The 25,911-nt window shown below is 67.5% G+C and carries 27 protein-coding genes and 1 tRNA gene; 5 read left to right on the top strand and 23 right to left on the bottom strand.

Annotation, left to right across the window (positions count from 1 at the left end; genetic code table 11):
- Nucleotides 1-15: 15 nt before the first annotated feature.
- Both AB4879_RS10430 and AB4879_RS10425 read right to left on the bottom strand, forming a co-directional pair.
- Nucleotides 16-1,533 carry a carotenoid oxygenase family protein gene (locus AB4879_RS10430; RefSeq protein WP_370507536.1) on the bottom strand — a complete coding sequence of 506 codons (1,518 nt, stop codon included), beginning with the start codon at nt 1,531-1,533 and terminating at the stop codon, nt 16-18.
- A complete protein-coding gene (locus AB4879_RS10425; protein WP_370507535.1) occupies nt 1,523-2,752 on the bottom strand; it encodes an acetyl-CoA acetyltransferase in 1,230 nt (409 codons plus the stop codon). The genes AB4879_RS10430 and AB4879_RS10425 overlap by 11 nt, the downstream gene beginning before the upstream one ends.
- A 228-nt stretch (nt 2,753-2,980) precedes the next feature.
- On the opposite strand from AB4879_RS10425, the gene AB4879_RS10420 reads away from it, so the two are divergent.
- Both AB4879_RS10420 and AB4879_RS10415 read left to right on the top strand, forming a co-directional pair.
- On the top strand, nt 2,981-3,664 hold the full coding sequence (locus AB4879_RS10420) for a GAF and ANTAR domain-containing protein (RefSeq protein ID WP_370507534.1): 684 nt from the start codon (nt 2,981-2,983) through the stop codon (nt 3,662-3,664).
- Between the two features lie 123 nt (nt 3,665-3,787).
- Nucleotides 3,788-4,864, top strand: a complete 1,077-nt coding sequence (locus tag AB4879_RS10415; RefSeq protein WP_370507533.1) for a diguanylate cyclase domain-containing protein — start codon at nt 3,788-3,790, stop codon at nt 4,862-4,864.
- Between the two features lie 10 nt (nt 4,865-4,874).
- Here the strand turns inward: AB4879_RS10415 and AB4879_RS10410 are convergent.
- The 4 genes from AB4879_RS10410 to AB4879_RS10395 all read right to left on the bottom strand — a co-directional run bounded on the left by AB4879_RS10410 (nt 4,875) and on the right by AB4879_RS10395 (nt 6,272).
- A tRNA-Arg gene (locus tag AB4879_RS10410) sits at nt 4,875-4,947 on the bottom strand.
- A 53-nt stretch (nt 4,948-5,000) separates the two neighbouring features.
- On the bottom strand, nt 5,001-5,111 hold the full coding sequence (locus AB4879_RS10405; protein WP_142391421.1) for a DUF3349 domain-containing protein: 111 nt from the start codon (nt 5,109-5,111) through the stop codon (nt 5,001-5,003).
- A complete protein-coding gene (locus AB4879_RS10400) occupies nt 5,108-5,332 on the bottom strand; it encodes a hypothetical protein (protein WP_102809132.1) in 225 nt (74 codons plus the stop codon). The genes AB4879_RS10405 and AB4879_RS10400 overlap by 4 nt, the downstream gene beginning before the upstream one ends.
- Before the next feature lie 106 nt (nt 5,333-5,438).
- Nucleotides 5,439-6,272, bottom strand: a complete 834-nt coding sequence (locus tag AB4879_RS10395) for an LLM class F420-dependent oxidoreductase (protein ID WP_370507532.1) — start codon at nt 6,270-6,272, stop codon at nt 5,439-5,441.
- A gap of 114 nt (nt 6,273-6,386) precedes the next feature.
- Here AB4879_RS10395 and AB4879_RS10390 point away from each other — a divergent pair, with 114 nt between their 5' ends.
- Nucleotides 6,387-7,481, top strand: a complete 1,095-nt coding sequence (locus AB4879_RS10390; RefSeq protein WP_233209456.1) for a glutamate--cysteine ligase — start codon at nt 6,387-6,389, stop codon at nt 7,479-7,481.
- On the opposite strand, the gene AB4879_RS10385 is transcribed toward AB4879_RS10390, so the two are convergent.
- From AB4879_RS10385 to AB4879_RS10325, 13 genes are all read right to left on the bottom strand, one after another.
- Nucleotides 7,478-8,209 (bottom strand): anti-sigma factor domain-containing protein, encoded by a 732-nt coding sequence (locus AB4879_RS10385; protein ID WP_370507531.1) that lies wholly within the window; start codon nt 8,207-8,209, stop codon nt 7,478-7,480. The two genes, AB4879_RS10390 and AB4879_RS10385, sit on opposite strands and share 4 nt — an antisense overlap.
- A complete protein-coding gene (locus AB4879_RS10380) occupies nt 8,206-8,775 on the bottom strand; it encodes a sigma-70 family RNA polymerase sigma factor (protein WP_370507530.1) in 570 nt (189 codons plus the stop codon). The genes AB4879_RS10385 and AB4879_RS10380 overlap by 4 nt, the downstream gene beginning before the upstream one ends.
- Before the next feature lie 47 nt (nt 8,776-8,822).
- Entirely contained in the window at nt 8,823-9,602 is a 780-nt protein-coding gene (locus AB4879_RS10375; protein ID WP_102809128.1) for a DUF1365 family protein, read from the bottom strand.
- A 49-nt stretch (nt 9,603-9,651) separates the two neighbouring features.
- Entirely contained in the window at nt 9,652-11,019 is a 1,368-nt protein-coding gene (locus AB4879_RS10370) for an aldehyde dehydrogenase family protein (RefSeq protein WP_370507529.1), read from the bottom strand.
- 2 nt (nt 11,020-11,021) lie between these two features.
- Nucleotides 11,022-12,113, bottom strand: a complete 1,092-nt coding sequence (locus AB4879_RS10365) for a phenazine antibiotic biosynthesis protein (protein WP_370507528.1) — start codon at nt 12,111-12,113, stop codon at nt 11,022-11,024.
- A gap of 90 nt (nt 12,114-12,203) precedes the next feature.
- A complete protein-coding gene (locus AB4879_RS10360) occupies nt 12,204-13,277 on the bottom strand; it encodes a poly-gamma-glutamate hydrolase family protein (protein ID WP_370507527.1) in 1,074 nt (357 codons plus the stop codon).
- Between the two features lie 11 nt (nt 13,278-13,288).
- Nucleotides 13,289-14,512: an Nramp family divalent metal transporter gene (locus AB4879_RS10355; RefSeq protein WP_370507876.1), complete on the bottom strand. Its 1,224-nt coding sequence runs from the start codon at nt 14,510-14,512 to the stop codon at nt 13,289-13,291.
- Nucleotides 14,513-14,571: 59 nt separating this feature from the next.
- The gene (locus tag AB4879_RS10350) at nt 14,572-14,814 is read right to left on the bottom strand and encodes a hypothetical protein (RefSeq protein ID WP_370507526.1); all 243 of its coding nucleotides are present in this window, start codon (nt 14,812-14,814) and stop codon (nt 14,572-14,574) included.
- A 30-nt stretch (nt 14,815-14,844) separates the two neighbouring features.
- Nucleotides 14,845-15,171 (bottom strand): hypothetical protein, encoded by a 327-nt coding sequence (locus AB4879_RS10345; RefSeq protein ID WP_199189998.1) that lies wholly within the window; start codon nt 15,169-15,171, stop codon nt 14,845-14,847.
- A 38-nt stretch (nt 15,172-15,209) separates the two neighbouring features.
- Nucleotides 15,210-16,283, bottom strand: coding sequence for a diacylglycerol kinase (locus tag AB4879_RS10340; protein WP_370507525.1), 1,074 nt, complete (start codon nt 16,281-16,283; stop codon nt 15,210-15,212).
- A 19-nt stretch (nt 16,284-16,302) separates the two neighbouring features.
- Nucleotides 16,303-17,094: an SDR family oxidoreductase gene (locus AB4879_RS10335; RefSeq protein WP_370507524.1), complete on the bottom strand. Its 792-nt coding sequence runs from the start codon at nt 17,092-17,094 to the stop codon at nt 16,303-16,305.
- Between the two features lie 139 nt (nt 17,095-17,233).
- Nucleotides 17,234-18,193: a Ku protein gene (locus AB4879_RS10330; RefSeq protein ID WP_370507523.1), complete on the bottom strand. Its 960-nt coding sequence runs from the start codon at nt 18,191-18,193 to the stop codon at nt 17,234-17,236.
- 36 nt (nt 18,194-18,229) lie between these two features.
- Nucleotides 18,230-18,445 (bottom strand): hypothetical protein, encoded by a 216-nt coding sequence (locus AB4879_RS10325; RefSeq protein WP_370507875.1) that lies wholly within the window; start codon nt 18,443-18,445, stop codon nt 18,230-18,232.
- Nucleotides 18,446-18,489: 44 nt separating this feature from the next.
- Between AB4879_RS10325 and AB4879_RS10320 the strand changes: the two genes are divergently transcribed.
- Complete coding sequence (locus AB4879_RS10320; RefSeq protein WP_370507522.1) at nt 18,490-20,808, top strand: ATP-dependent DNA ligase; 2,319 nt, start codon at nt 18,490-18,492, stop codon at nt 20,806-20,808.
- Here the strand turns inward: AB4879_RS10320 and AB4879_RS10315 are convergent.
- Complete coding sequence (locus AB4879_RS10315) at nt 20,805-22,172, bottom strand: HNH endonuclease signature motif containing protein (protein ID WP_370507521.1); 1,368 nt, start codon at nt 22,170-22,172, stop codon at nt 20,805-20,807. The genes AB4879_RS10320 and AB4879_RS10315 overlap by 4 nt on opposite strands.
- 55 nt (nt 22,173-22,227) lie before the next feature.
- Here AB4879_RS10315 and AB4879_RS10310 point away from each other — a divergent pair, with 55 nt between their 5' ends.
- Entirely contained in the window at nt 22,228-22,854 is a 627-nt protein-coding gene (locus tag AB4879_RS10310; protein WP_370507520.1) for a maleylpyruvate isomerase family mycothiol-dependent enzyme, read from the top strand.
- Here the strand turns inward: AB4879_RS10310 and rnhA are convergent.
- The 3 genes from rnhA to AB4879_RS10295 are packed head-to-tail and all read right to left on the bottom strand — an operon-like array spanning nt 22,851 to nt 25,815.
- The gene (rnhA, locus tag AB4879_RS10305) at nt 22,851-23,324 is read right to left on the bottom strand and encodes a ribonuclease HI (protein ID WP_370507519.1); all 474 of its coding nucleotides are present in this window, start codon (nt 23,322-23,324) and stop codon (nt 22,851-22,853) included. The two genes, AB4879_RS10310 and rnhA, sit on opposite strands and share 4 nt — an antisense overlap.
- Nucleotides 23,321-23,947, bottom strand: a complete 627-nt coding sequence (locus tag AB4879_RS10300; RefSeq protein WP_370507518.1) for a VOC family protein — start codon at nt 23,945-23,947, stop codon at nt 23,321-23,323. The genes rnhA and AB4879_RS10300 overlap by 4 nt, the downstream gene beginning before the upstream one ends.
- Complete coding sequence (locus AB4879_RS10295) at nt 23,944-25,815, bottom strand: propionyl-CoA synthetase (protein WP_370507517.1); 1,872 nt, start codon at nt 25,813-25,815, stop codon at nt 23,944-23,946. The genes AB4879_RS10300 and AB4879_RS10295 overlap by 4 nt, the downstream gene beginning before the upstream one ends.
- Nucleotides 25,816-25,911 lie beyond the last annotated feature (96 nt).

Here is a 25,911-nt window from a genome sequence, read left to right as displayed (position 1 = left end):
AATGCACTGCGGTCACTACAAACCGATCGCATCGGCCGCCGATTCGGCGGTATGCCACCGGCGCAGCGCGGAGCCGGCCACCCAGGTGGAGTGGGTGCCACTCGAGATCCGTTCGGGCAGTTTGAGCTTGCACACCGGGCCGTCGGCCAGCCGAGCCGCGTCGAAGACCAGGCAGTAGGAGGCGTCTGCGGTCATATCGGTGGTCAGGGTGACCAGGTAGCCGTCGTCCTCGCCCCGGCTGCCGACGCGGGGCGCCATCGCGGTTTCGCTGCCGTAGACCCCGTCATCGAAGGAATAGCGTTCCTCGGCGCCGGTGCGGACGTCGTGACGGACCAGGCCGTCGAACAGGAACCAGCCCGGCTTGCCGCTGGCCGCCCAGGTGTAGCGGTACGGCTCGCCGAGGTGGCCGGTGTTGATCATGCCGAACTCGGTGATGCTGTCCGACAACGGTTCTTCGGTGAGTCCGCCGGTGACGAGGTTGAGCCGCCAGCGGTGTAGCCGGGCCTGCATGCGGTCCAGCGCGAGGAACCGGAACGCCCGCTGCCACTTGGTGCCGGTACCGTTGTCGGTCGGCTCGGGATCGCCCTGGAAGAAGCCGTCCAGCACGATCTCGTCGCCGTCCTCGTAGGCGTTGACGAAGTGCAGCACAAACGTCGGGTCGGCCTCGAACCACTGGATCTGGCTACTCGTGCCTCGCCGGGGCAGCACCGCGAACCGCGACGGTATGTCGCGGTGGAACCGGGCCATGTGCACGTCGCGCTGCAGCAGCTCCGGATCCCAGAACAGCGGGAAGTCGTTGAGGATCACGTAGTTTCGGGTGAACGCCATGTCGTGCGGTAGCCGCGGGCCGGGCAGCGGCACGTCGGTGTAGTGCACCAGGTCGTTGTTGGCGTCGACGACGCCGTAGTGCATGTACGGCGCATTCTTGGAGTAATTGAAGAACAGCATCTCGTCGGTGCGGTCGTCGACCTTCGGATGGGCTGAGACACCCCAGTCGCCCGGGAACCCACCGTTGAATGTCTCCTTGCCGAGCGTCTCGGCGGAGTACGGGTCCACGCGGTACAGGTCTCCGCACTGATAGAAGCTCGTCAGCGCGGTGCCGCGGTGCACTACGACGTCGGTGCTGGAGGCGTCCTTCATCAGGGTGCGTGCGCCCCAGCCGTAGTCGACCTTCGCCAGCGACAACGGTTCGGCCAGGCCGGGCCAGAGCGGACCGCCCGCGGCGTTCTCCGCCTCGAACCCGTCGGTGCGGATGAACCGGTTGCGGTAGAACGCTTTTCCGTCGCGGAAGCCGACGATGTGCAGCATGCCGTCACCATCGAAGGGGTGATACGCCTTCAGCGCCGGGTGCAGCGGGTTCTCGGTGTTGCGCAGGTACACCCCGTCCAGGTCGGTGGGGATCTCGCCGTCGACGATGGTGAGGTCGTCGTCGCGCCACTCCGTGGTCTGCGGCCGCCAGGGGCCGGTGCGGTAGGGGTGGTCGTCGTCCTCGGGTAGCGTCGACAGGAACTTGCCGACGATCTCAGTGTCCATCGTCTGCCGATCTGATCACGAAACTGACTGTGGTTGCGGTACTTCCGCCGAAATTGAGCGTGCCGAAGCGGCGCGCGCCGTCAACCTGGTAGCCGCCGGCGAGATCGCTGACCTGTTTGGCGGCGTCGAGCATCATCCGGATGCCGGACGCGCCCACCGGGTGGCCGCCACCGATCAGACCGCCGCTGGGGTTGATCGGAAGCCGGCCGCCGATCTCGATCTCGCCGTTCTCGATCGCCTTCCAGGACTCGCCCGGCCCGGTCAGGCCGATGTGGTCGATGGCCAGGTACTCACTGGGGGTGAAGCAGTCGTGCACCTCGATGCCGTCGAGATCGTCGAGGCCGACGCCGGCGCGGCCGAACGCGTCGTGCACGGCACCCCGAACATGGGGCAGTACATAGGGGTTGGCCGCGTCGCGGTCGAGCTTCTGTTGCAGCCCCAAGCCGACGGTGCGGTGACCCCAGCCCTCGATCAGCCCGATTGGGCGCACGCCGGGGTGGTCGCGCAGGAAGTCGTCGTTGACCAGGACGACGCCCGCGCCGCCGTCGGTCATCTGGCTGCAGTCGTAGCGGCGGATCCGGCCCTCGGTGGGCGGGTTGACCGCGTCGTCGCTGCCGCCGGTGACCAGATCGGGGACCGCCCAGTCGCGGGTCTGGGCGTTGGGGTTGCGCTTGGCGTTGGCGAAATTCAGCGCCGCGATCGCGTGCAAGTGGGCGTCGTCGAGGCCGAAGCGACGGTCGTATTCGTCGGCGACGCGGGAGAACATCGACGGCCACACGTACGTGGCGTCCCCGGCCTCATGGCCGGTCCATGCGGCGGCGCCGAGGTGGGCGGCCGCGACGTCGCCGGGCACCGTCTTCTCGAGCTCAACGCCGACCACCAGTGCGGTGCGGTAGTTGCCGGCCCGCAGATCGGCCATCGCCGCCAGGGCGGCGACGCTACCGGAGGCGCACGCCGCCTCGTGCCGGGTCGCGGGGGTGTCCCACAGTCCGTCGTGGACGGTGGCGGGCATCGCGCCGAGGTGACCCTGGCGGGCGAACATCTCGCCGAACGCATTGGCGACGTGCACGACGTCGATGTCCGCGGCGTCGATCATCGCCGCGGACAGAGTCAGGTCGACGACCTCGGCGGTGAGATCGGCGAAATCGCGGCTCTCCCGCGTGAGGTTGCGGGCGAAGTCGCTCTGATAGCCGCCAAGAATCCAGACATTGCTCGCCACAGCGCCGAAATTACTACAGCTAAGAGAGTGCCGGGCCGGATTGCGCAGAGCACGCGATAACGAGGGGCGGCCCCGTCGGCTCGCGGTCTGAACCGACAGGACCTCGCGGACGTGGGTGTCGACCACCGCGTCCGCTTGCTGCGCAGCATGCCCTCGTTGAGAATCCGCAAACGTCTCGATTTGCCAGGCGCGTTCGTCAATCCGGCAATCGTGAGTAAGACTTGCCTCATGTCTGTGCCCAACCACGATCTTGCGCTGCGGATGGCGGAGTTGGCCCGAGCGACCGCGCCGCCCCGCAATGTCGACGAGGTACTGGCCGGGGTGACTGCCGCGGCGACGGAGATGATTCCCGGGACCGACACCTGTGGCGTGCTGCTGATCGGCAAGGGCGGCAAGTTCGAGTCCCTGTTCGGGACGTCGGAATTGATCTACCAACTCGACGCACTGCAGGAGGCCTGCGGGGAAGGACCGTGCATCCAGGCCGCCGTCGACGAGCTGATCGTGCGCACCGACGACTTCACCACCGAGCGGCGCTGGCCGAAGTACAGCGCCGCGGTCACCGAACTCGGGGTGCGCAGCGGCTTGTCGTTCAAGCTGTACACCGGAAAAACCACCGCGGGCGCATTGAATCTGTTCGGCATGCAGCCGCACGCCTTCGACGGGCAGTCCGAGGCGATCGGGTCGGTGCTGGCCGCTCACGCCGCGTCAGCGATTCTGGCCAGCAAGCACGGAGAGCAACTCGAGTCCGCGCTGACCACCCGCGACGTCATCGGGCAGGCCAAGGGCGTGATCATGGAACGGTTCAACGTCGACGCCATGCGCGCGTTCGAGATGCTGCGCGAGCTGTCGCAGACCTCCAACACCAGGTTGGTCGACATCGCGAATCGGGTAATCGCGACCAGGGGCACGTAGTCGGCACGAGCGTCCCCGAACCGGCGGTATCGTTGGTCCGAAGTTCTTGGTGCTCGTGGGGGTCGCTCAATGGTGAGGGATGCGCTCAGGCGTTGGTGGCAGCAATCGACCCATTACGAATGGTTGAGCGGCTACCTCGCTGACCGTGGTATGCGCGGTCCGGCGCGCGCGCTGATGGCATTCCTTGCGGTATCGATGGTCGCGTGTCTGGTGGGCATGCTGCATTCGCCGGACGGTCCGGTCGGAACCGTCCCCAGAGCGATGACGTGGCTGGCCATTGGCGGCGGGGTGGTCGGGGCTGCCCTTTTCACGGCCAAGTGGCCGACGCGGCGTGAGTCGCTGGTGTTCGTGTTGATCACCAACGCGTCGATGGCGTTGGCCTGCGTGGCCAATCCGAGTCCACTGCACTCCCTGGTCGGCTGTATTTCGTTCGCGACGATCGGCGCCTACATCGCGTTCTTCCACACCACCCTCCTGGTGCTGTACAACTTCTCGGTCGCAGCCACCGTGGCCACCTGGGGTGCGGTGCGCATGGCCGCGAACGGGCAGCTGATCATCGCCGGCGTGGACTGGTGGCTGATCATCCAGGTCAATATCGCCTTGCCGCTGGCCATCCAGATCCTGGTGAACGCGCTCGGCGTCGATCTTCTTCGCGCCGAACGTGATCCGCTGACCGGCTTACTCAACCGGCGACTTTTCCACACTCAGACGTTTGGGCTGATCGAGTCGGGACGTCATGCCGACGCTCACCTGGCGGTGGCCCTGATCGATCTGGACAAGTTCAAGTCGGTCAACGACCGCTACGGCCACGCCGCAGGCGACGAGGCGCTGGTGCATGTCGCCCGTGCCATCGAGGATGCTGCCGGCGCCGAGGCGGTGGTCGCCCGCAGCGGAGGCGAGGAGTTCGTGGTCGCGACCGCGTTGCCCAGCGCGGACTGCAACGAGTTGGCGCAACGGATCTGCACCGCGATCGCGGAGTCGCCGGCCGGTGTCACCGCCAGCGTCGGGACCACCGCGGTCCGGTTGTCCGACACCTACGGTGACCACAAGGTGCTCATCGACCGGCTGGTCGGCAACGCCGACTGGGCGATGTACCGAGCCAAGCGCGCCGGCGGCAACGGCTGCCGGCACCAGAACACCGACCCGATCGACCGGCGTCGACCGGACGTCGGCGGCGACGCCAGCCAGTCGATCGCCTAGCGGCAGAGAGTGCCCCCGGCAGGATTCGAACCTGCGACACCGGCTTTAGGAGAGCCGTGCTCTATCCCCTGAGCTACGGGGGCGCAACGGCTGGCAGCTTACCGCCTGACGGCAACGCGCCCGTCATTCCAGCGGGTCAGCGCACCGCCCCGCGGCGCGCGTACAGCGCAACCAGGGCGCTGTGGCCCTGCGTCGGGGCGGCCTTGGGATAGTCCTGGCGAACCCAGGCGACGAACCGGCGAATCATGATCGTCGGCCTCCCGCCAGCAGCGCACCCCACTCGAAGCGCGCAACGGCCGTCGCATTGCTGTCGGCCTCGGGTTCGACGTTTTGGGCCAGCCGGACCAGAGCCTGGGCCACCCGCCTACCGTCCAGGCGATACCGTCGCGACACCTGGTCGATCTCACCGCAGGCCGCATCCACCGAGCAGCGCCTCAAACCCACCAGCACGCCCTCGGCGTGCTGCATTCTCCCGTCGTCAAACCCGTCGTGTCCCGTCGAATAGCTCGGTATTACCGCCATGCTGCGCCTCCAATCGTGGAGCCATAGCCAGTCCGACGGCCTCGCAAACCCGTCAGCGCAGTTCCGCTATGACTTTCGCGAAATACTCAGCGTGGTAGTCCTGCACGGTGAAGTAGGTGATGCCGTAGTCGTCGCGCCGTGCCCGCAGGGTGTCGGCGATGTCCCGCGGCGTTCCCGTCAGCACGGTCGGCAGCGCCAGCAGTTGCTCCTCGGTGGCGTCTGGGGCGTACCCGCGGGTCAGTGCCAGGTCCGGGATGCCCGACGAATCCGTCGGCACACCGGTGATCGCGATGTTCAGCTCAAGGTCGGCGAACCGGTCGCCGGCCGCATCCCGCACGAATTCGATGCGCTCGGCCAGCGGGTCATGGCCGGGGTACTCCGGCACCCCGCCCCCGGTCAGGCCGATGATGTCGGCGTGCTGGGCGGCGATACGCAGCACCCGGTCGCCGTTACCCGCGATCAGGATCGGGATCGTCGGCGCGGTCTGCTTGAGGTACTGCGTGGTGTGCCGCAGATGATCGACCCGCTCACCGGCGCTCGGATACGGCATCTCGGCGGCCTCGAACTCTTCACGCACGTACCCGGTGCCCAAGCCGAGGTCGAGCCGGCCCTCACTGAGGACGTCGACGGCGACGGCGTCGCGAGCCAGTAGCGCCGGCTTGTAGAACGCCGCATTGATCACGAACGTCCCCACCCGCATGGTCTTGGCAGCCCCGGCCGCGGCCACCATGGTGGGGAACGGCGCGGGCACCCCGAAGCGGCCGAGATGGTCCGGGACATGCAGGACGTCGAAGCCCAGATCTTCGAACCTGCGCACGGTTTCGCGCAGCCGCTGTGCCGACTTGACCGACCGCACACCGATGCCGAAGCGAAAGTCTTTGACCATCCCGGCATGCTATGGCCGGGTTCACCGCGATCGACAGCGTCGGTCTCGGTATGTGGCACGGTTGACCTGCGATTCGGGTTTGGCCACCCGGTGGCGTGGGCATGTCTGTGCTTCGTGAATCCGCCCAGCGTCGGCGTGGAGGAGGAATTCCTCCTCGTCGATCCCAGCACCGGTGAACCGGTCGCCCGCAACACCCAGGTCGCCGAGTACGCGGCCGAACGCGGGGTCGACCTGCAACTGGAGCTGACGTCCTGTCAGGTCGAAACCGCCACCGAGGTGGCGCAGACGAGTTCGCAACTGCGCCAACAGATCAACGAGCTCCGGGCGGTCGCAGCCGAGTCCGCCGAGAAGGCGGGCGCACGACTGCTGGCCGTCGGCCTGCCGCCCACGGTGCCACACAGCTTTCCGCTGACCGACACCCCGCGCTACCGGAAGATCGGTGAGCGGTTCGGCATGATCGCCCACGAGCAAGGCATCTGCGGATGCCATGTCCACGTCGAGGTGCCCGACCGCGATGCGGCTATCGCCGTCAGCAATTGGCTGCGTCCGTGGCTGCCGATGCTGCTGGCTTTGACCGCGAACTCGGCGATCTACCGCAACGCCGACAGTGGCCATGCCAGTTGGCGCAGCGTGCTGTGGGGCCGCTGGCCCAGCGCAGGGCCGCCGCCGCACTTCGATTCCGCCGAGCACTACGACGCGATCGTCGCGCTGATGAATGACTCGGGCGCCATGCTCGACGAGGGCATGGTCTATTGGGATGTGCGGCCGTCCGAGAAGTTCCCGACGGTCGAGATCCGGGTCGCCGACGTCCCGGCCACCTCGGCCGAGACCGTGCTGCTGGCGACACTGAGCCGGGCCGCGGTGATGACGGCGCTCGCGGCCGACCGCGGCGGCGAGAAGGCGCCCAAGGTCGACGACCACATCCTGCGCGCCGCCTATTGGAAGGCCGCGCACGACGGGTTGGACGGCCAGACCATCGACGTGATCGAGGGGTGGGCTACCGCCCCGACGTCACGGGTGCTGGGCGAGTGGCTGGGCCTGCTCCAGCCGGCACTGGACGAACTCGGTGACAGCGAATGGGTGCACGCCGAGCTGGGCCGCCTGCTGCGGGACGGGAACGGGGCGATGCGGCAGCGTGCCGCATGGCGGGAACGGCACGAGATCGCCGACGTCATCGCCGTCGCCGCCGAAGCGACGCTGGAACGCTAGACCAGCGGAAGTTCGGCCACGACCTGGCCCGTCGGCTGGGTGGAGCCGGTGCCGGGTTCGACGGTGAATTTCAGTGCCGTGGAGCCGCCGAGATCCGGCAGCACCGCCGTCGTCGACGGTGTCACCGCGTTGTCGTCCATCGTCCCGGCGGATGTGGCGCCGCTGTTGCCGACCAGCCACATCTGATACACCGTGCCCGGCGCCGGTTTCGGCACGTCGTTCATCACCAGCACGCCGGCGTTCTTCTCGCGGGAGAACACCACCGTCGCGGTGCCACCACCCGGGATCGCACCGGAGACGGTGTGCACGTCTGGCGCGCCGAAGACCTGCTGAGCGGTCGACACTTTCGCCGGTGCCGGGCGCAGCGCGATGCCGACGCCGACGGCGCCCAGGCCGATCACCAGCGCCGCCGCCACCGCCAACACCGGGCCCCGCCAGCGATTGCCCGTCGAATCAGGTTGAGCCACAGGCAGACTGCGCACGTTGTCATCGGCCACCGCGGACAACAGGCGGCGCCGCAGGTCGGCGGGCGGTTCACTGGCGCTGACCGCCGAGACGACGGCCATGGTCTCGCGGACGGCCCGCACCTCGTCGTAGAAGGCGTCGGCTTCGGGCCGCGCCAGCTGTGCCAGGCGGTCCTCGATCTCGTCACGCTCAGCGTTGGACACCGCATGCAGCGCATACGGCACCGCCAACTCCAGCAGGTCGGTTTCGTGTGGTTCAGTCATCGCACACCCAAACAATTACGCAGGCCACGAAGCGCATCGCGCATTCGGGACTTCACCGTAGCCAGGTTGGCGGCCAACCGCTCCGACACCTGCACGTAAGTCATTCCTTGGTAATAGGCCAGTTCGATGCACTCGCGCTGTACGTCGGTGAGCCCGTCCAGGCAGGCGGTCACCTGTCGCCGCTCGTCCTCGGTGATCACCGCGTCGGCGACGTGGTCCAGCGGCGGCTCGACACTGGCCGCGCCATACCTGGACTCGCGCTGCGTGGCGGCCTGCTCGGAGCGCACCCGGTCCACGGCGCGGCGGTGCGCCAGTGTCAGCAGCCACGCGACCGCGCTGCCCGAGGCAGGGTCGTAGCTTTCCGCGGTCCGCCACACCTGCAGGTAGACGTCCTGGGTCGTCTCTTCGCTGTAGCCCTGGTCCCGCAGTACGCGGGTGACCAGTCCGTACACCCGCGCGCGGGTGGCGTCGTAAAAGGAGGCAAAGGCATCGGCGTCGCGCTGAGCCACTCGGCGCAGAAGTGCGTCGAGTTCAGCGGCCGCGGTTGTCAACGCGGCCATCCACATGTTGCTGGCATCGTCGCGTAGCCTAACGGCCCCTCCGGCCGCACATGTCACGATGGCATCCACGAACATTTCTGCGCGGTCCAACCCGGACGGACGGCCACGGTGTGCGGCGAGCGTTCCAGCTGCTCGGCCGGTCGCGGCATCGCCGGGACACCGCGCAGCCGCAGCACGAAGTCGTGGACCCGCATACTCAGCGCGGTCATCTGCGGAGCGAGCGGCGCCGTCACCTGCAGTCGCAGGATCTCTGCGACAGTGGCCGGACGACGAGTGCCACGGACGGTGGCGACCACGGCGGCCTCGTGGTCGCGGAACAGCGACATCCGCAGGTCCACTTCCTCGTCGGGCAAGGGCGCGCGGATCACGTACTGGCCGCCCGACCCGTCGAAAGGGGTGGCGTACTCACCCGGTGGCAGCAGGTAGGCATGCCGACGCCCGCCGTGCTGCATCTCGGCGAGCACACAGCGCAGGACGCCCTGGGCGTCGTGACACCAGAACAGGCTCAGCGGGTTGCAGGCCCGGCCCAGCACGCGCGGCAGCAGCAGTGCGGTGATCCGGCCACCCGGCAGGTGGACGCCGTGGTCGGCCAGAACGGCGTCGACCCGCTGACGCAGGGTGTCGTCGGGCGCCCCGTGGAAGTGGTCGGCACCCTCGAAGCGGGCGAAAGGCTGCAGCCACCGGGGCAGCCGCGGCAGGTCGTCGATGTCGACGTACCAGCTGTAGCTGCAGCGCTCGGTGTGGTGGTGCACCGGTGACCTGCGTAGTTGCGTGATGCGGGTCCGGTACAGCGCGGTCGTCGGGCGGCCTGTGAGGGTGCTTGTCGGTTCCACATCCGGTATTCGGAGCACCCGAAGGCTTGGATGGGTGCGGCCCCGGTGATCATCCGCGGCGGACGAACCCCTTCGTGCGCATCAGGAAATCGGCCAGGAAACCGTCGTGGGGCAGCCCGGTCGCCGTGTAGTAGGTGGGCACCGGGCCGCGGTAGACGTTGGCGATCGTGGGCTCCTCGAGCAGTGCGGTCACCAGGCTGTCGTCCTCGGTGAACGCGCCGACCACCAGTGAGTTGCGCAGCACTGCGACGCCGGCAGCACGTGCCCATGGGGCGACCCAGACGCAGGGGAACGGCAGCTCGGTGCCGAGCTTCGCGGGATCCGGGCCGGCAAGCAGGTGCACGGCCGGGCGCAGCGCTGCCCGGCCGTCACCGAGGTCAGCCACGATCTGGTCGGCGCCGAGCAGGGCGACGGTGCCCGCCGCCCGCGTGGCGACACGTCTCGCGATGGCCTCGGCACCCGCCAGCGGCTGGGTGGGCAGGACCGCGCGCTCGTCGTCGGCGGGCAGCGCGTCGATGGTGCGCAGCCGCTGCGCGATCGCTGCGGCGATCCCCGCCGCGTCACCCTCGACCAGCACGGCGGTGGTGTTGACACACGCCATGCCGCCCAGCCGGGCGATCGAGTCGACGATGACGTCCAGGCGCGCGCGCCAGTCCTGCTCGGCCGTCAGCACGATCTTGGTGCGGCCCGGACCGTTGACGAAGACCGTCGGGTCGCTGCCGTACTTGGCGACCACGTCATCGCCGCCGTACACCAGGGCGAGGTCGGCGGAGCTGATGATCTCGTCGGCTCCGGCGTGATCGGTGGGAAGGTAGGTGACGTCGCCGTCGCGGAATCCGTTGTTCCGCAACGCGGTGACGAGCCGGTGCGCGGTGAACGGCTCACGACGCGACGGCCGGATCGCCACCCGGTACCCCAACGCGAGGGCCTGCGGCCACAGCCCATGGACGCCGGGCGCATTGCCGGAGGCGTGCACCCCGAACACCTCACCGCGCCGAGACCAGATCGCGCCGGCCTGCCCGGGTTGGACCGCCGCCCAATCCGGAACCGCACCGACCGGCCGGGCCGGCCGCACCGAGTCGAACGCGACGCCGACGGCCTCGCTCACCTCGATGGCCTGGGTACGCGCCACCGCGATCGGCAGCCCCGAAACCCGGCTTGCCAGTTGCACATACGACTCGAAGTCCAGCCCGGCAACCGTCGAGTCGACGAAAGCCGCGCCGGCCCTGGCCAGCGCGACACGTCGCAGGTCGGCGGGCAGTGGCGTGGTCGTGCGCTGCGCCGCGATGGTCCGCGCGATGTACAGCGGCGGGGCCAGGCTCAGTTCGGCGACCGGCACGCCGGCGGTGTCGGTGATGATTTCGCGCCTGCGGGAACGGTATTCGCCGTTCGGTACCAGACCGGGCAGGTCGATCACGATCAGTACACGCCCTCGATCACGGTCTCGCCGTCGAGGGTGGCGACGGGTGCGATCTCGGCGACCGAGTCGCCGACGTGGCCGTCGGGTCCGGGCAGTCTGATTGCCGTGTCCCGCTCGAGATTGTTGGGAATGAACATGCCTTTGCTGATGTGGTTCATCACCACCTGGCCGCGTTCGCCGTAGCCGACCTGCTCGCCGGTGTCCGGATCGACCACCCGGAAAACAACGTAGGGGCTGCGCGGGTCGAACACGAATTGCTCACCACTGGTTCGAGTTTGGGCCTGCGACAGGATCATCGTGCTGCCGAACACCATCGCGATCTCGCTGGCCGGGAACACGTCACGCAACACGTCGAGGGTGTCGGGATCCACGTGCGCACCGCTGAGCATGATGAAGCGAACCGTGTCACCGACCAGCCGGGTGAGGGTGTCGTCACGCGCGATCGCGTCCAGCAGTGGGGGCGTGGTGTGCAGGTTGACGATGTGCTGGCTGCGCAGAACATGACCGGCTTGTTCGAGCAGGTGGCTCAGGTAGGCCGACATCTCGGCCGCGGCGCCACGCGCGACGAGTTTCTTGACCCAGCGGGGGTCGAGATCGACCGTGTGACAGATCGAACCGAGCCGAGCGGACACCGCCCTGGAGAAGTAGCCGACGCCGTGCGGGCCGCTGGGCATGAGGCACAGGAAGCCGCCACCGGGGACGAACCCGGCGGAAGAGAAATCGTCGGTCTGCCAGTTGACCACCTGCGCCACCCAGTCGGGCAGCTGCGCTGTGCGTTTGGGTGCGCCTGTCGTGCCACCGGATTCGAAGATGAGCGGGACCGGGGCGGGTGTGCCGTAGCCGCGCGGGATCAGGTCGTGCGCCGGGACGTCGCGTAATTCATTGACCAGATTCGGGAACCGGTGCAGGTCGGCGAAAGTCCGGACGTCGGTGAGCGGATCGAAGTCCAGGCGCTGTGCGGTGCGCAGCCAGTACGGGGAGCCGGTGTCGGCGCCGAAGTGCCAGGCCATCGCCGCGCGCAGATATGCGTCCGGTTCCGGCGGTGGGGTCTCGCGGGGCAGGTCCAGCAGCGAGAAGTCGACGTCGGCCACACGGTGGATCCTCGCGTAACGCCGGGTCGATATGCGGCGGACGGGGGCGTCGTTAACCGATTCGACTGCTGGAGTTCGTATTCCGGACGGTTAGAGCGTCCAGGCGTGCGCTGCGGCGACCAGGCCTTGCACCAATGCGGAGGTGGCGGGGGACAGGCCGTCGGCATTCGGCGGCTGACTACGCGGGCTGATGCCGCGCACTCGCGTCGGCAATTCCAGCTGCGTGCCGCCGCCGCTGACCCGGTTGACCGGGTTGTTCGGGTGCAGGCCGCGCAGTTCGGCGGGGATCGCGCCGAGGTCGGTGACGATGCGGTAGCCCGGCAGCTCGATGTGAGCGGCCAGATGGTCGGCCAGTTCCCGATTGCCGCCACCGGCCAGCAGCTCGGTGCTGCGGCCGATGCGCCCGTATCCGTGCAGGGAGACCGCCACCTCGACGTGGTCGAGAAACGCGGCAAGACGGTCTGATTCGGCGCCCAGATAGCGTGCCGACGGCAGGTGATGCGGGTAGTCCTTCGGGTGGCGCAGCAGATACAGCGACGCCCCGGCGGCGTCGGCGGCTCGTTCGGCGATGACGTCGGTCATCTGTTCCAGGCCGCCGCCGTGGATCGCCAGGAACCCGAACCGCGACCGCAGCCGGCTCACCTCGACGACCGACGGATCGGCAAGCAGTTCCGAAAGCGATTGTGGTCCAGTCTTGTTCGACGCCAGCGGTCGCGGCCAGTGTGCGGGGTCCCAACGGCGCAGGAAGTCGACCCACCGCTGCGGCAGACCGTGGTGCTGCGCGCCGTCGATGATGCGTTCCAGATAACCCGGCCGGGGCGGGCCGGGTTCGGTGCGGTGATCGATGTACACCCACGCCGGAGCGGGCCCGTCGGCGGTCTGCACGGTCAGCCGGTCGCGGCGGTACCGCACCGGCACCCCTTCGGCGCTGTCCAGGGTGGCGAGATCGTGGTCGGTCAGCCACCACAGCACCCCGTGCACCTCGCTGCCCGCGAAGGGCTCGACGGTCGCGACGCCGCGCTCGTTGATCAGCCAGTCGTGGTCGGCCAGGGTCGCAGGCCGGGGGTCGGCGGCCCCGGGACAGCGCCGGGCCATCTGCTGCACGCAGAGGTTGGACCCGTAGGCGAAGTACGGGTGTCGGCGGAGCCGGGGGGTCGGCGACATCGAGCCGAGTTTCAGTGCGCGAAGGTCAGATAGATCAGTACCACGTTCAGCAGCGTAATCACCGCCGCGACCGCCCAGCCGAACGCCGTGGTCACCCGGCTGTTCACGTCGGCTCCCATCAGGGTGGACTTGCTGGTCAGCCGGATCAGCGGCACCAGCGCGAACGGGATCCCGAACGACAGCACCACCTGGGAGATGACCAGCGCGCGGCTGGGATCGATGCCCGTGCCCAGCACCACCAGCGCCGGGATCAGCGTGACGAGCCTGCGCACCAGCAGCGGGAACGTCTTGCGCAGCAGCCCCTGCATGATCATCGCCCCGGCGTACGCACCGACCGACGTCGACGCCAGCCCCGAGGCCAGCAGCCCGATCGCGAAGAGCAGTGCTACTCCTGGCCCCAGCGCGTCGCGGACGGCCGCGTGCGCCCCTTCGATCGAGTCGGTGTCATCGCGGCCCTGCAGGTTGGTCGCCGCGATTAACAGCATCGACATGTTGACCGCCCCCGCGACCAGCATGGCGATGCTGACGTCCCACCGCGTGATCCGCAGCAGCCGGGCGCGCGGGGCGCCAGCCTCGGGGTGTCCGTGCCGGTCGCGGGCGAGGCCGGAATGCAGGTAGACCGCGTGCGGCATCACGGTGGCGCCGAGCATCGCGGTGGCCAGCAGCACGCTCTCCGGGCCGTCGAACCGGGGCAGCAGGCCGCCCACCACCTCGGCGGCCGGCGGCGTCCGAACGAAGAGGCTGGACAGGAAGCCGATCGCGATCACCAGCAGCAGGCCGGTGATCACCCGCTCGAACACCCGCTGGCCCCGGCGGTCCTGCACGGCCAGCAGTATCAGCGACACCACTCCGGTGATGACCCCGCCGACCAGGAACGGCAGGCCGAACAGCAGTCGCAGCGCGATGGCACCGCCGACCACCTCGGCGACGTCGGTGGCGATCGCCACCAGCTCGGCTTGCAGCCAGTACCCGACCCGGGTCGGTGTGCGGGTGTGGTCCCGAACGGCTTCGGGCAAGGTGCGCCCGGTGACCAGACCGAGTTTGGCGGACAGGTACTGGACCAGTCCGGCCATCACGTTGGCCATGACGATCACCCACACCAGCAGATACCCGAACTGGGCGCCGGCGCTGATGTTGGCCGCGACATTGCCCGGATCGACGTAGGCGATCGCCGCGACAAAGGCGGGGCCGAGCAGATACCAGCCCGCAGTGCGGGCCCGCGTCACCTGTGCCAACCGCCGAGCTTTCTCTCCGGTCACTCAAACTGAAAAGTTAGGGTAACCGAAAAGGTTGGTCACAAACCGATGAAAATCCCGCCCAGCCCAATACCGAAGCCGCCGTAGCCCCAGCCGGCCAGCGGGTTCTGCAGGGCCGGGTTGGGCGAGGTGACAATCGCGGCATGGCCCGGCGTCTCGCAGACCGTCGTGCTCGGGCCGGTGTCGGTGCACTGTGCCGGGCGGGCGGCCGCCGGGACGGCCAGCACCACGCTCGCGACCGCAATCAGTAGGGGAGCGCCAAGAACGATCTTGGTACGCATGGTGGCCTCCTTCGTGGCCGTGCTTCGAAGTCAGCGGCCTCCGCCGCCGTGGCCTCCGCCGCCGCCGTTGTCGGCGGGGCCGGGGCCACCGAAGATCAGTGCGGGACCGTAGAACTCGTCACCCCAGGGGTAGGCGAAATCCTCCGGAACTTCCGGGGTGGAATTGAGCTCGACGTTGCCGGGCGTGGCGCACTCCGTGTTCTGGCCGCCGATGACGGTGCTGCCGCCGGTGTCGACACAGGTGGGGAGCGTCGGGTTGATCAGCGTGGTGTCGGCGACCGCCACCGGCGCGAGCGCACCGGCGGCCGCTCCGGCCGCGATGATGATCGGAAACACATAGCGGAGCCTTTGCCGCATGGACATCTCCTCCTGACCCTTCGTGGCATTTTCCCTACCTAGGGAGCGTACAGCCCTTTGCCAGTGACGAGCGGCAAGTCGATCGTGGTCCGAATGCCTGCCGGTGCGGCCACCACTGCGGGAATGGCGTTGACGAGTCGCATGGCGGTGGCCACCAGTCCGGCGTGGTTGTGGTCGCCGTTCGGCGATCCCAGGCACACGTCCACCGCATACGACGGTTCGCCGGTGATCTCGATGCGGTAGTTGCCGCCGGGCTGAGCCGGCTGCGGCCACTCCGGATACAGGTCCTCGCGCAGTCGGGTGACGTGTTCGACGACGATCACCGGAGCGCCGCCGACCAAGCCGATCACCTCGAAGCGCAGTCCCGCCGCGGTGCCTTTCGCGATCGTGCCTGCCGCGATCTCGATGTCCTCCGGTGCGGGCTCGCGGACATACATGTCCTCGATGCCGTCCAGTTCGAGTCCGAGCCCGGCAGCGATCTGGCGGATCACCGAACCCCAGGCCAGGCTCAGCACGCCGGGCTGCAGCAGCATCGGGATGTCGTCGAGCGGCTTGCCGAAGCCCATCACGTCGAACATCACGGTGGCGCTGTCGTAGGTGGCGTAGTCGAGGATCTCCATGCACCGGATCTGCTCGATGCTCTGGCAGGTGCCGGCCAGCGCCAGCGGCAGCAGGTCGTTGGCGAAGCCGGGGTCGATGCCGTTGACAAACAGGCTCGAATTACCTTGCTGGGCAGCATCTTCCAGCGGCTTGATCATCTCCTCGGGAATCACCTCCCACGGCCACTGCAGGAACACCGGGCCGCTGCCGACCACGTTGACGCCGGCCGCCAGGATGCGACGGTAGTCCTCGAGCGCCTCGGGCAGCCGGTTGTCGGCCAGCGCGTTGTAGACCACACAATCCGGCTTGGCGGCCAGGATCTCGTCGAGGTCGGTGGTGGCGGCGACGCCGGTGGCCTGGGAGAGCCCGGCCAGTTCGGCGGCGTCCTTGCCGGCCTTGGAGTCCGAGGAAACCCAGACCCCGGTGAGTTCGAACTCCGGATTGCTGATCAATCCTTTGAGCGCGTGGATACCGACATTGCCGGTGCCGACTTGTGCGACGCGAATGGGCATGGTGCTCCTCAGGTCGGATCTACAGGTCTGGAATGGGAAGGTCGAGGTTCGGCACGATGAGGCCACCGTCGACCTCGATCATCTTGCCGGTCAGATAACTGGCGGCCGGCGACGCGAGATAGACCGCGGCCGCGGCGATATCGAGCGGATCGCCGAGCCGTTTCATCGGCGTCGCTTTCTCCATCGGGTCGCGCAGTGCGTCGTTGGAGGCGACGATCTCCAGCGCCGACGTCAGGATCGAGCCCGGCGCGATCGCGTTGACCCGGATCTTCGGGGACAGGTCCAGCGACGTGAGCCGGGTGTAGTGCGCGAGGGCGGCCTTGGCCGTGCTGTAGGCGGCGAATCCGCGCCCGGCCAGCCGGCCCATCGTCGAGGTGATGTTGATGATGTTGCCGCCGCCGGAGTGCTCGATCATCAGCGGCACGGCGGCCAGCGTGAGGGCGTGCGCGGTGAGGACATTGAACGTGAACGCGTCCTTCATGTCCTTGACGCTGGTGTTGAGTAGCGCATTGGGCATGGTGCCGCCGACGTTGTTGACGACGATGTCGAGCTTGCCGAACGCCTCCACGGCCTTGCCGGCCAACTCGCCGGTGGTCTCGGGGTGCGAGAGGTCGCCGACGACGATGTGGGCGCGACGGCCCACTGCCTCGATCTGCTTGGCCACCGACTCCAATTCGGACTGGGTGCGCGAGCCGATGACGACGTCGGCGCCGACTTCGGCGAATGCGACGGCGATCGCCGCCCCCAGGCCGCGGCCCGCGCCGGTGACCACTGCAACTTGACCGTCAAGTCTGAACTTGTCGAGTATCACGTGTCTCTCTTCCCTTGTCGGCGAACACCGTAACAAGACCGCTTCGGTTGATGACGCTCCTTTCGGAACGTAACTGAAACACGTTCTACTTTGGTGCCGAGTTCGAAGAATCGGCAGAAAAATTCACATCCTGAACGGGTCAGGACTTCTTGGCGGCTTTCTTGGCGGGCGCCTTCTTCGCGGCGGTTTTCTTGGCGGGTGCCTTCTTCGCGCTGCCTGATGTCGCCGGCCGAGCGGCTCCGGCGGCTTTCTTCGCGGGAGCCTTCTTGGCCTCGCCGTCGTCGCCGCCGTCGTCGTCACCGGACCCACCGCGGCGACGTTTGACGCTGGCCTCCAGCTTGGCCAGCAGATCGGAGACGTCCTCGGTCTCGTCGAGTTCGGCGGGCTGGTCCTCGGTGGTGAACGCCTCTCCACCTTCGAGCTTGGCGGTGACGAGTTCCCGAAGCTGCTCCTGATAGGTGTCGCGGAACTCGTCGGGGCGGAAGTCGTCGGCCATCGACTCGACGACCTGGCCGGCCATCTTCAATTCGGCCGGTTTGATCTCGACCTCCTTGTCGAGCACCGGGAAGTCGGGGTCGCGGATCTCGTCGGGCCAGAGCAGCGTGTGGATGACCATCACATCGCGCTTGGAGAAATCCTTGACCCGCAGTGCCGCCAGCCGCGTCTTGCTGCGCAGCGCGAAATGCACGATGGCAACCCGGTCGGTATCGGCAAGCGTTTTGGCCAGCAGCACATAGGACTTCGACGATTTCCCGTCGGGCTCCAGGAAATAACTGCGGTCGTACATCAGTGGGTCGATCTCACTGGCGGGCACGAACTCCACCACTTCGATCTCGTGGCTGCGTTCCTCGGGCAGTGTGGCGATGTCCTCGTCGGTGATCACCACGGTCTGGCCGTCGTCGGATTCGAAGGCCTTGGCGATGTCGCGGTACTCGACGACCTCACCGCACACTTCGCAGACGCGCTTGTAGCGGATGCGGCCGTTGTCCTTGGCGTGCACCTGATGGAACTTCAGATCGTGGTCTTCGGTGGCGCTGTACACCTTGACAGGGACGTTCACCAGACCGAATGCGATCGAGCCTTTCCAGATGGAACGCATCTGTCCAGTATGCCGGGCCGATCGCCGATACCGAGGCTAGATGGCGGGTTCGTCCAGCGGCGTCAGCCCGAGCGGGGTATCGGGGTTGGCGCCCGGCGCACCGCTCATGTAGCCCTGCTCGGGGGCGTACTGGCAGTTGTTGTTCATCGGGGTCTGATCACCCGAGCAGTACGGCACGTGATCCTCCGGATCGGCAGCCGCCTGCGGAGCACCGACCAATGCGGGCAGCACCAGAAAAGCGGCAGCCAGCATTTTGATCACTAGTCCACGGTAACAGCGGGTAATACCGTGGGATGGTGAATGACGTGTGGCCGCCGGGGGCGACGCGAGGACCGCGCGTGGTGCTCACCAACGCCGACAAGGTGCTCTACCCGGCCACCGGCACCACCAAGGCCGACGTGTTCGGCTATTACACGACCATCGCCGACGTGATGTTGCCGCACATCGCGGGCCGGGCCGTTACCCGGAAACGCTGGCCCAACGGCGTCGACGAACCCGCATTCTTCGAAAAGCAGCTGGCCAGTTCGGCGCCGGGATGGCTCGAGCGCGCGACCGTGGAGCACCGGTCCGGCAAGACCACCTACCCGATCATCGAGACTGCGACGGGGCTGGCGTGGATTGCGCAGCAGGCATCGCTGGAAGTCCATGTGCCGCAATGGCGATTCACCGCGGACGGAAAGATAGGTCCGGCAACACGTTTGGTGTTCGATCTCGACCCGGGCGAAGGCGTGACCATGCCGCAGCTTTGCGAGGTGGCCAACGCCGTGCGCGAGCTGATGGACGACATCGGGTTGACGGTCTACCCACTCACCAGCGGTAGCAAGGGGCTGCATCTGTATGCCCCGCTTGCCGATCCGGTCAGCAGCAGCGGGGCGGTCGTGGTGGCGCGCCGGGTGGCCGAACAGCTCGAGAAGAGCATGCCCAAGCTCGTCACCGCGACGATGACGAAGAGTCTGCGGGCCGGCAAGATCTTCCTGGACTGGAGCCAGAACAACGGCTCCAAGACCACGATCGCGCCGTATTCGCTTCGCGGCCGGGATACTCCGACGGTGGCCGCCCCTCGGACGTGGGATGAGATCGGCGATCCCGCGCTGCGGCACCTGGAGTATCACGAGGTGCTGGCGCGGGTCGCCGAGCAGGGCGACCTGCTGGCCGGGCTGGACGACGACATGCCCAAACATGACCGGCTGACCACGTATCGCAACATGCGCGATGCGACGAAGACACCGGAGCCGGTGCCCAAAGCGACGCCTGCGGTCGGGCAGAACAACACATTCGTCATCCAGGAACACCATGCGCGGCGGCTGCACTACGACTTCCGGTTGGAGCACGACGGAGTACTGGTGTCGTGGGCGGTGCCGAAGAATCTGCCGGACACCCCGGCCGTCAATCACCTAGCCGTGCACACCGAGGATCACCCGCTGGAGTACGGGACGTTCGAGGGTGACATTCCGAAAGGCGAGTACGGCGGCGGCAAGGTGATCATCTGGGATTCCGGGACGTATGAGGCCGAGAAGTTCCGGGACTCCGGCGCGGAGAAGGGCGGCGAGGTGATCGTCGACCTCCACGGCCAACGAATCTCGGGACGCTACGCCCTGATTCAGACCAAGGGCGACCAATGGCTGGCGCACCGGATGAAAGAACAGCCACGGAGCCGCTCGGCCGGCGACAAAGCGCCGGAGTCGCGGTTGCAGGACTACTCGCCGATGCTTGCCACGCTGGGGTCGGTGGAGAAGCTGACCGCCGCTCAGTACGCATTCGAGGGCAAGTTCGACGGGTATCGGTTGCTGGTCGAGATCGCTGGCGGACAGCTGCGGGCGCACTCGCGCAGCGGACGCGACCTGACGGCCGACTATCCGCAACTACGCTCGCTGGCCAAGGATCTCGCCGATCACGACGTGATCCTCGACGGCGAGGTGGTGGCGCTGGACGCTGACGGGGTGCCGAACTTCGGCGAGATGCAGAATCGGGTGCGCGCCACCCGGATCGAATTCTGGGCGTTCGACATTCTGCGGCTCGACGGGCGCTCGCTGCTCAAGGCCAAATATCGCGATCGTCGCAAGTTACTCGAAACCTTCGCCGAGGGAACGGATCTCATCGTGCCACCATTGCTCGACGGTGACGGTCCGGAGGCGCTGGAGCTCTCCCGAAAGAAGAAGTGGGAGGGTGTGGTCGCCAAGAAGTGGGATTCGACGTATCAGCCGGGCCGTCGGTCGGCGGCGTGGATCAAGGACAAGAACTGGAACACGCAGGAGGCCGTCATCGGCGGATGGCGCGAGGGCAATGGCGGACGCTCCAGCGGTATCGGGGCGCTGCTGCTGGGTATCCCCGACGACGGTGGATTGCGGTTCATCGGCCGGGTGGGCACCGGGTTCTCGGACAAGGAGCTGGCGCGCCTGAAGAAGATTCTGGCGCCGCTGCACACCGACGAATCGCCCTTCTCCACAGCACTTCCCAGATTGGACGCCAAGGGTGTGACCTATGTGCGTCCCGAGCTGGTCGGTGAGGTGCGCTTCGGCGAGTGGACGTCCGACGGCCGGCTGCGTCACCCGAGCTGGCGTGGCCTGCGACCTGACAAGGCGCCGGGCGACGTCGAGCTCGAGGCGCCGAGTTAGGCCGCATCGTCGTCCGCCCCGTCGGGCGGCCGGTCGTCGCCCAAGAGCCGCTCGGGGTGGTGGTAGTCGTTGACTCCGCCGCGCAGCATGGGAAGTCCGGGTGGCGGTATCCATTCGGTGTCGCCGTTGGGCAGTTGCCGGGTGGTCCAGCCGCCGGATTCAACGAGTTCGTTGTCGGGTGGGCAAGCCAGCGTGAGGTCATCGATGTCGGTGTTGCCGCCCGTCTTCCAGTCTTGGGCGGCGTGATGGACATCGCTGTGGTAGCCGGGTGCGTCACAGCCCGGTCTGCTGCAGCCGCGATACTTGGCGTGCAACATGATTCGCTGATCGGCCGAGGCAATCCGTTTGGTGCGGCCCAGCCACAGCGCGCGGCCATCGACACCGTCGAACAGAGCCAGATAATGGTACGCGTGGCTGGCCATCCGGATCAGGTCTGGGATTGGCAGCAGCGTGCCTCCAGCGGTGACCGCGTGTCCACTTTGGGCTTGCAGGTCCTGGATGGTGGCGGTGGCGATCACAGTGACAGGAAGACCTTTGTGCTGACCGAGTCTCGGATCCCCGAGCTGTCCGCGCATCATTGCTTTGAGCGCGTCGTGTTGGCGCTGACCCCGGGTGCGGGAATCCCGTTGCCGTGCGTAGTCGGTGGGCTCGTCGAGCACGGTGGGGGTCTCGTCGGCCGGATTGCACATGCCCGGTGCGGCGAACTTGGCGAACGCGGCGTCGATCAATGCCCGTGTTTCGGGGTCGGCGACCAGCTTGCCTTCACTCATGCCGTCGGTGCGTTGCCGGCGGCTCCAGGTGAAGCTGCGTTGCCGTGCACGGTCTTCGTCGGAGAACAGGCCATCGGGATTCAGGTGCAGGGCAAGGCGTTCGGCAACGCTCTCCAACTGATCGGGCCGCAGCACTGCCGCCTTCTCGGCTAGCGACTTTTCCGCTGCTTCGACCACAGTCGGCGGCACGTGGCTCGGCAGCTGGCGGAAGAACTTCTGGATCACCTGCAGATGCTCAACGTCGAGTTCACCCGCTGCCCAGGCCTGCGCGGTCTGCGGCAACACGGGCGGCAACGGCTCACCGGTCAACGCTCGCCGCGGCGCCAACTGCTCGGCATCGCGGATGCGGCGCTTGGCTTCCCGTGGACTGATCCGCAGCACATCGGCCAGCGTGATCGGTACCGGCGGGCAGCCCTCGAACCGCTCCAACTTGCTGACCAGCGCATACGACACCGCCACCTGACGACGCCGTGCGGTCTCCAGTCGCTCCATGACCACAAATCGCTCCGGCGGCGACAAGACATCGAGATCGACCGTGGCCAACGCCCCGACAGCATCGTCGAGCGCCTCCAATACCACATCGATCGAACTCATGTTCGAAAGACTACTCCGACACGCCGACAAGTTTTGGTTGATGCGAAGGTGAACATTGATGGACGTGACGACCCTGGCTGTCCAGGAGCGCGATGAGTTCGGCGATCTGCTCCGCGGCCTGACCGATGAGCAATGGGACACCCCGAGTCTGTGCGGAAGTTGGCGCGTCCGCGATGTTGCCGCCCACGTGATCGCCTACCTCGATCGCAGTCGAGTCGCCTTCGCCACCGCCCTCGTGAGGCACCGCTTCCATCTCGACCGGCTCAACAACGCCGACGTGTGCAGTCGCTTGACCCGCTCAAAGGCGGAACTCGCCGATGCCATGCGCGAACGTGCTGCACCGTGGGGCGTCGGATCCGGCTTCGGAGGGCGAATCGCGCTGGTGGAGTGCATGATCCATCAGCAAGACATCCGTCGCCCCCTCGGGCTGCCGCGTGTCATCCCGGCCGACCGCCTCCGTGCCGCGCTGGACTTCACCAAGATCGCGCCGCTGATCCGCGGTGGCTGGTATGCCCGTGGAGTCCGGCTGGTTGCGACCGATCTCGACTGGTCCAGCGGACGCGGCCCCGAAGTCCGCGGCCACGGTGAAGCCCTACTCATGACCATGGCCCGTCGCCGCAGTGCCTTGCCGGAACTGACCGGACCCGGGGTCGTCGCCCTTTCCCGACGACTCGAGCCCTAAAGCGCCAACGCCGCCGCAGCGACCGCCTCTTCCAATCCCCGCGTGGCCAACTGGTCCGCCAACTCGTTGTCGGCGACACCAGAATGGCCCTTCACCCAGAACCATTCGACTCGGTGCTGTGAACAGGCGAGCTGCAGCCGCTGCCACAGGTCGACGTTCTTCACCGGCTGCTTGGCCGACGTCATCCAGCCGTTACGCTCCCAGCCGAGCACCCACTTGGTGATGCCGTTGCGGACATACGTGCTGTCGGTGTAGAGGTGAACCGACACCGGCCGGGTCAGGGCCTCCAGCGCCATGATCGGCGCGGTCAGCTCCATCCGATTGTTGCTCGTCGCGCCAGGCTCGCCGCCGCACATCTCGCGGACGTGTTCGCGCATGCGCAGCACCGCACCCCAGCCGCCGGGGCCGGGGTTGGGCCGGCAGCCGCCGTCGGTGTGGATGACAACCGTCTCGCTGACCTCCGAGCTCATGCGCCGAGAATAGGCGGCGAGATCATCGCGGTGCGCACCGACATGCCCAGATCGCGATGCTTCAGGGTGGTGATCCGGCGACCCGGCTGCACGGCATCTTTCACTCGCAGCGCGCGGCCGCCGAAGAACGCCGCCGTCGCGTCGATGTCCGTGACGACGTACGTGATGCCCCACAACGACGACGGACCGCCGTCGGTCGCACCGGGTGAGCCGACGACCTCCAGGATGACGGGCCCCAACCGGAAGAAGATCTGCCGCATCGGCTGACCGCCGAGTTCGGCGTCGCGTTCTCGGCGTGGTTTCAGCCCGACGTCCGACAACGACGAGACGGTCCGGGAAAGGTTGGGAGACAACAGCACGACGTGGTCGATCCCGGTCACGCCGTTGGGGTGCACGGCCGGCTCGGGAACGTCGGTTCCGGACGACGTCGTCGGGATCCCGTCGACGTGGCCGTCCACCGGCAGGCCTCGCAAAGACCAACCAACGATGCCGGATCCCTGCCCGGCCAGGCGCACCCGCACGTCGCCGATTCGGGCGACCGAGTCCGGATCCACGCTGAACCCGGCGTCCCGCCACGCTGAGGCGGGGTCGCCGACGTGGATCTCATCGATCGTGACGATCATGGCCCCTGAAGGATCGGCTTCAACGTCTCCAGCACTGCCGGGTCTTCAATGGTCGACGGCACCGGCTCGTCCTTGCCGTGCGCGATACCGCGCATCGTCTTGCGCAGGATCTTGCCCGAGCGCGTCTTCGGCAGCGCCGGAACCACATCGACCAACCGGAAGCACGCCACCGCACCGATCTCCTCGCGGACCGCGGCCACCAACTCCTCGGCCAGCCCGTCGGCCGAGGCGCCCGCCTTCAGCACCACGAAGCCGCGCGGCACCTGGCCCTTGATCTCGTCGGCCACCCCGATCACCGCGCACTCAGCGACCGCGGGATGCCCGGCCAGCACCGCTTCGATCGATCCGGTCGACAACCGATGTCCCGCAACGTTGATCACATCGTCGATGCGACCCATCACGAACAGGTAGCCGTCGGAGTCGAGGTAGCCGCCGTCGCCGGTCAGGTAGTAGCCCGGGTGTTCGCACAGATACGACGCCTCGTACCGTGCGTCGTCACCCCACAGCGTGGGCAGCGTTCCCGGCGGAAGCGGCAGGCTGATGCAGATGGCGCCTTCCTCGTTCGGCTCGCACCGGCTGCCGTCCACCCGCAGGATCTGTACGTCGTAACCCGGCATCGGTACCGTAGGCGAGCCTGGCTTGAGCGGAAGGTGTTCCACCCCCATCGGATTGGCGGCGATCGCCCATCCCGTCTCGGTCTGCCACCAGTGATCGACAACGGGCACACCGAGTTTCGCCGATGCCCAGGCGTAGGTGTCCGGGTCCAGCCGTTCACCGGCCTGGAACAGATACTTCAGACACGACAGGTCGTAGCGATCGGCGTGCGAGGCCTGCGGATCCTCCTTGCGGATCGCACGGATCGCGGTCGGGGCGGTGAACAAGGCTTTCACCCCGTGCTCGGACACCACCCGCCAGAACGCGCCGGGATCCGGTGTGCCGATGGGCTTTCCCTCGTAGAGCACCGTCGTGGCGCCGGCCAGCAGCGGCCCGTACACGATGTAGGAGTGGCCAACCACCCACCCGACGTCGGAGGCCGCCCAGAACACGTCGCCGGGGTCGATGTCGTAGATGTGCCGCATGCTCCACAGCAGAGCGACGGCATGGCCGCCGTTGTCGCGGACGATCCCCTTGGGCTTGCCCGTCGTGCCGGAGGTGTAGAGCACGTACAACGGATCGGTCGCGGCCACCGGCACGGGATCGGCGGGAACAGCGGCCGCCATCGCGGCGGACCAGTCGACGTCGCGGCCGTCGACCAGATCGCAGGCGTGCTTGTCCCGCTGCACGATTACGCAGGCATCAGGCTTGTGCGACGCAAGCTCCAGCGCGTGGTCGAGCATCGGCTTGTAGTGCACCACCCGGGTCGGCTCGACGCCGCACGACGCCGAGACGATCACGACGGGCGCCGCGTCGTCGATCCGGGTGGCCAACTCGTGCGCCGCGAACCCACCGAACACCACCGAGTGCACCGCACCCAGGCGGGCGCACGCCAGCATCGCGATCACCGCTTCGGGGATCATCGGCATGTAGAGCACCACGCGGTCACCCTTGCCGACCCCGAGGTTACCCAGCACGCCCGCGAATCGTGCTGTCTCGTCGAGCAATTCGCGGTAGGTGTAGACCCGCTGATTGCCGGTGACCGGGGAATCGTAGATCAGTGCGGCCTGGTCGCCACGCTCCGCGATGTGCCGGTCGAGCGCGTTGGCGCACGTGTTCAGCTCGGCGTCGGGGAACCACCGGTAGAACGGCGGGTTGCTGTCATCGAGAATGCGCTGCGGCGCGCGAGTCCACGTGACCGCACCCGCGGCCTGCGCCCAGAACTCTCCCGCGTCAGCCACGCTGGCCTCGAACAGTTGGCGATACCCGCCCATCCCGGCTTCCTCCCGTCATTGGGTGTAAGCACGGTAGCGCGGCAAGGTGACGCAGGCCTCACCTGTCAGGGGTTTGTCGCCGAACGCACCCGCATC

It is taken from the genome of Mycobacterium sp. SA01, assembly GCF_041287105.1.
GTDB lineage: Bacteria > Actinomycetota > Actinomycetes > Mycobacteriales > Mycobacteriaceae > Mycobacterium.
This window is presented reverse-complemented; position numbering and strand designations above follow the sequence as displayed.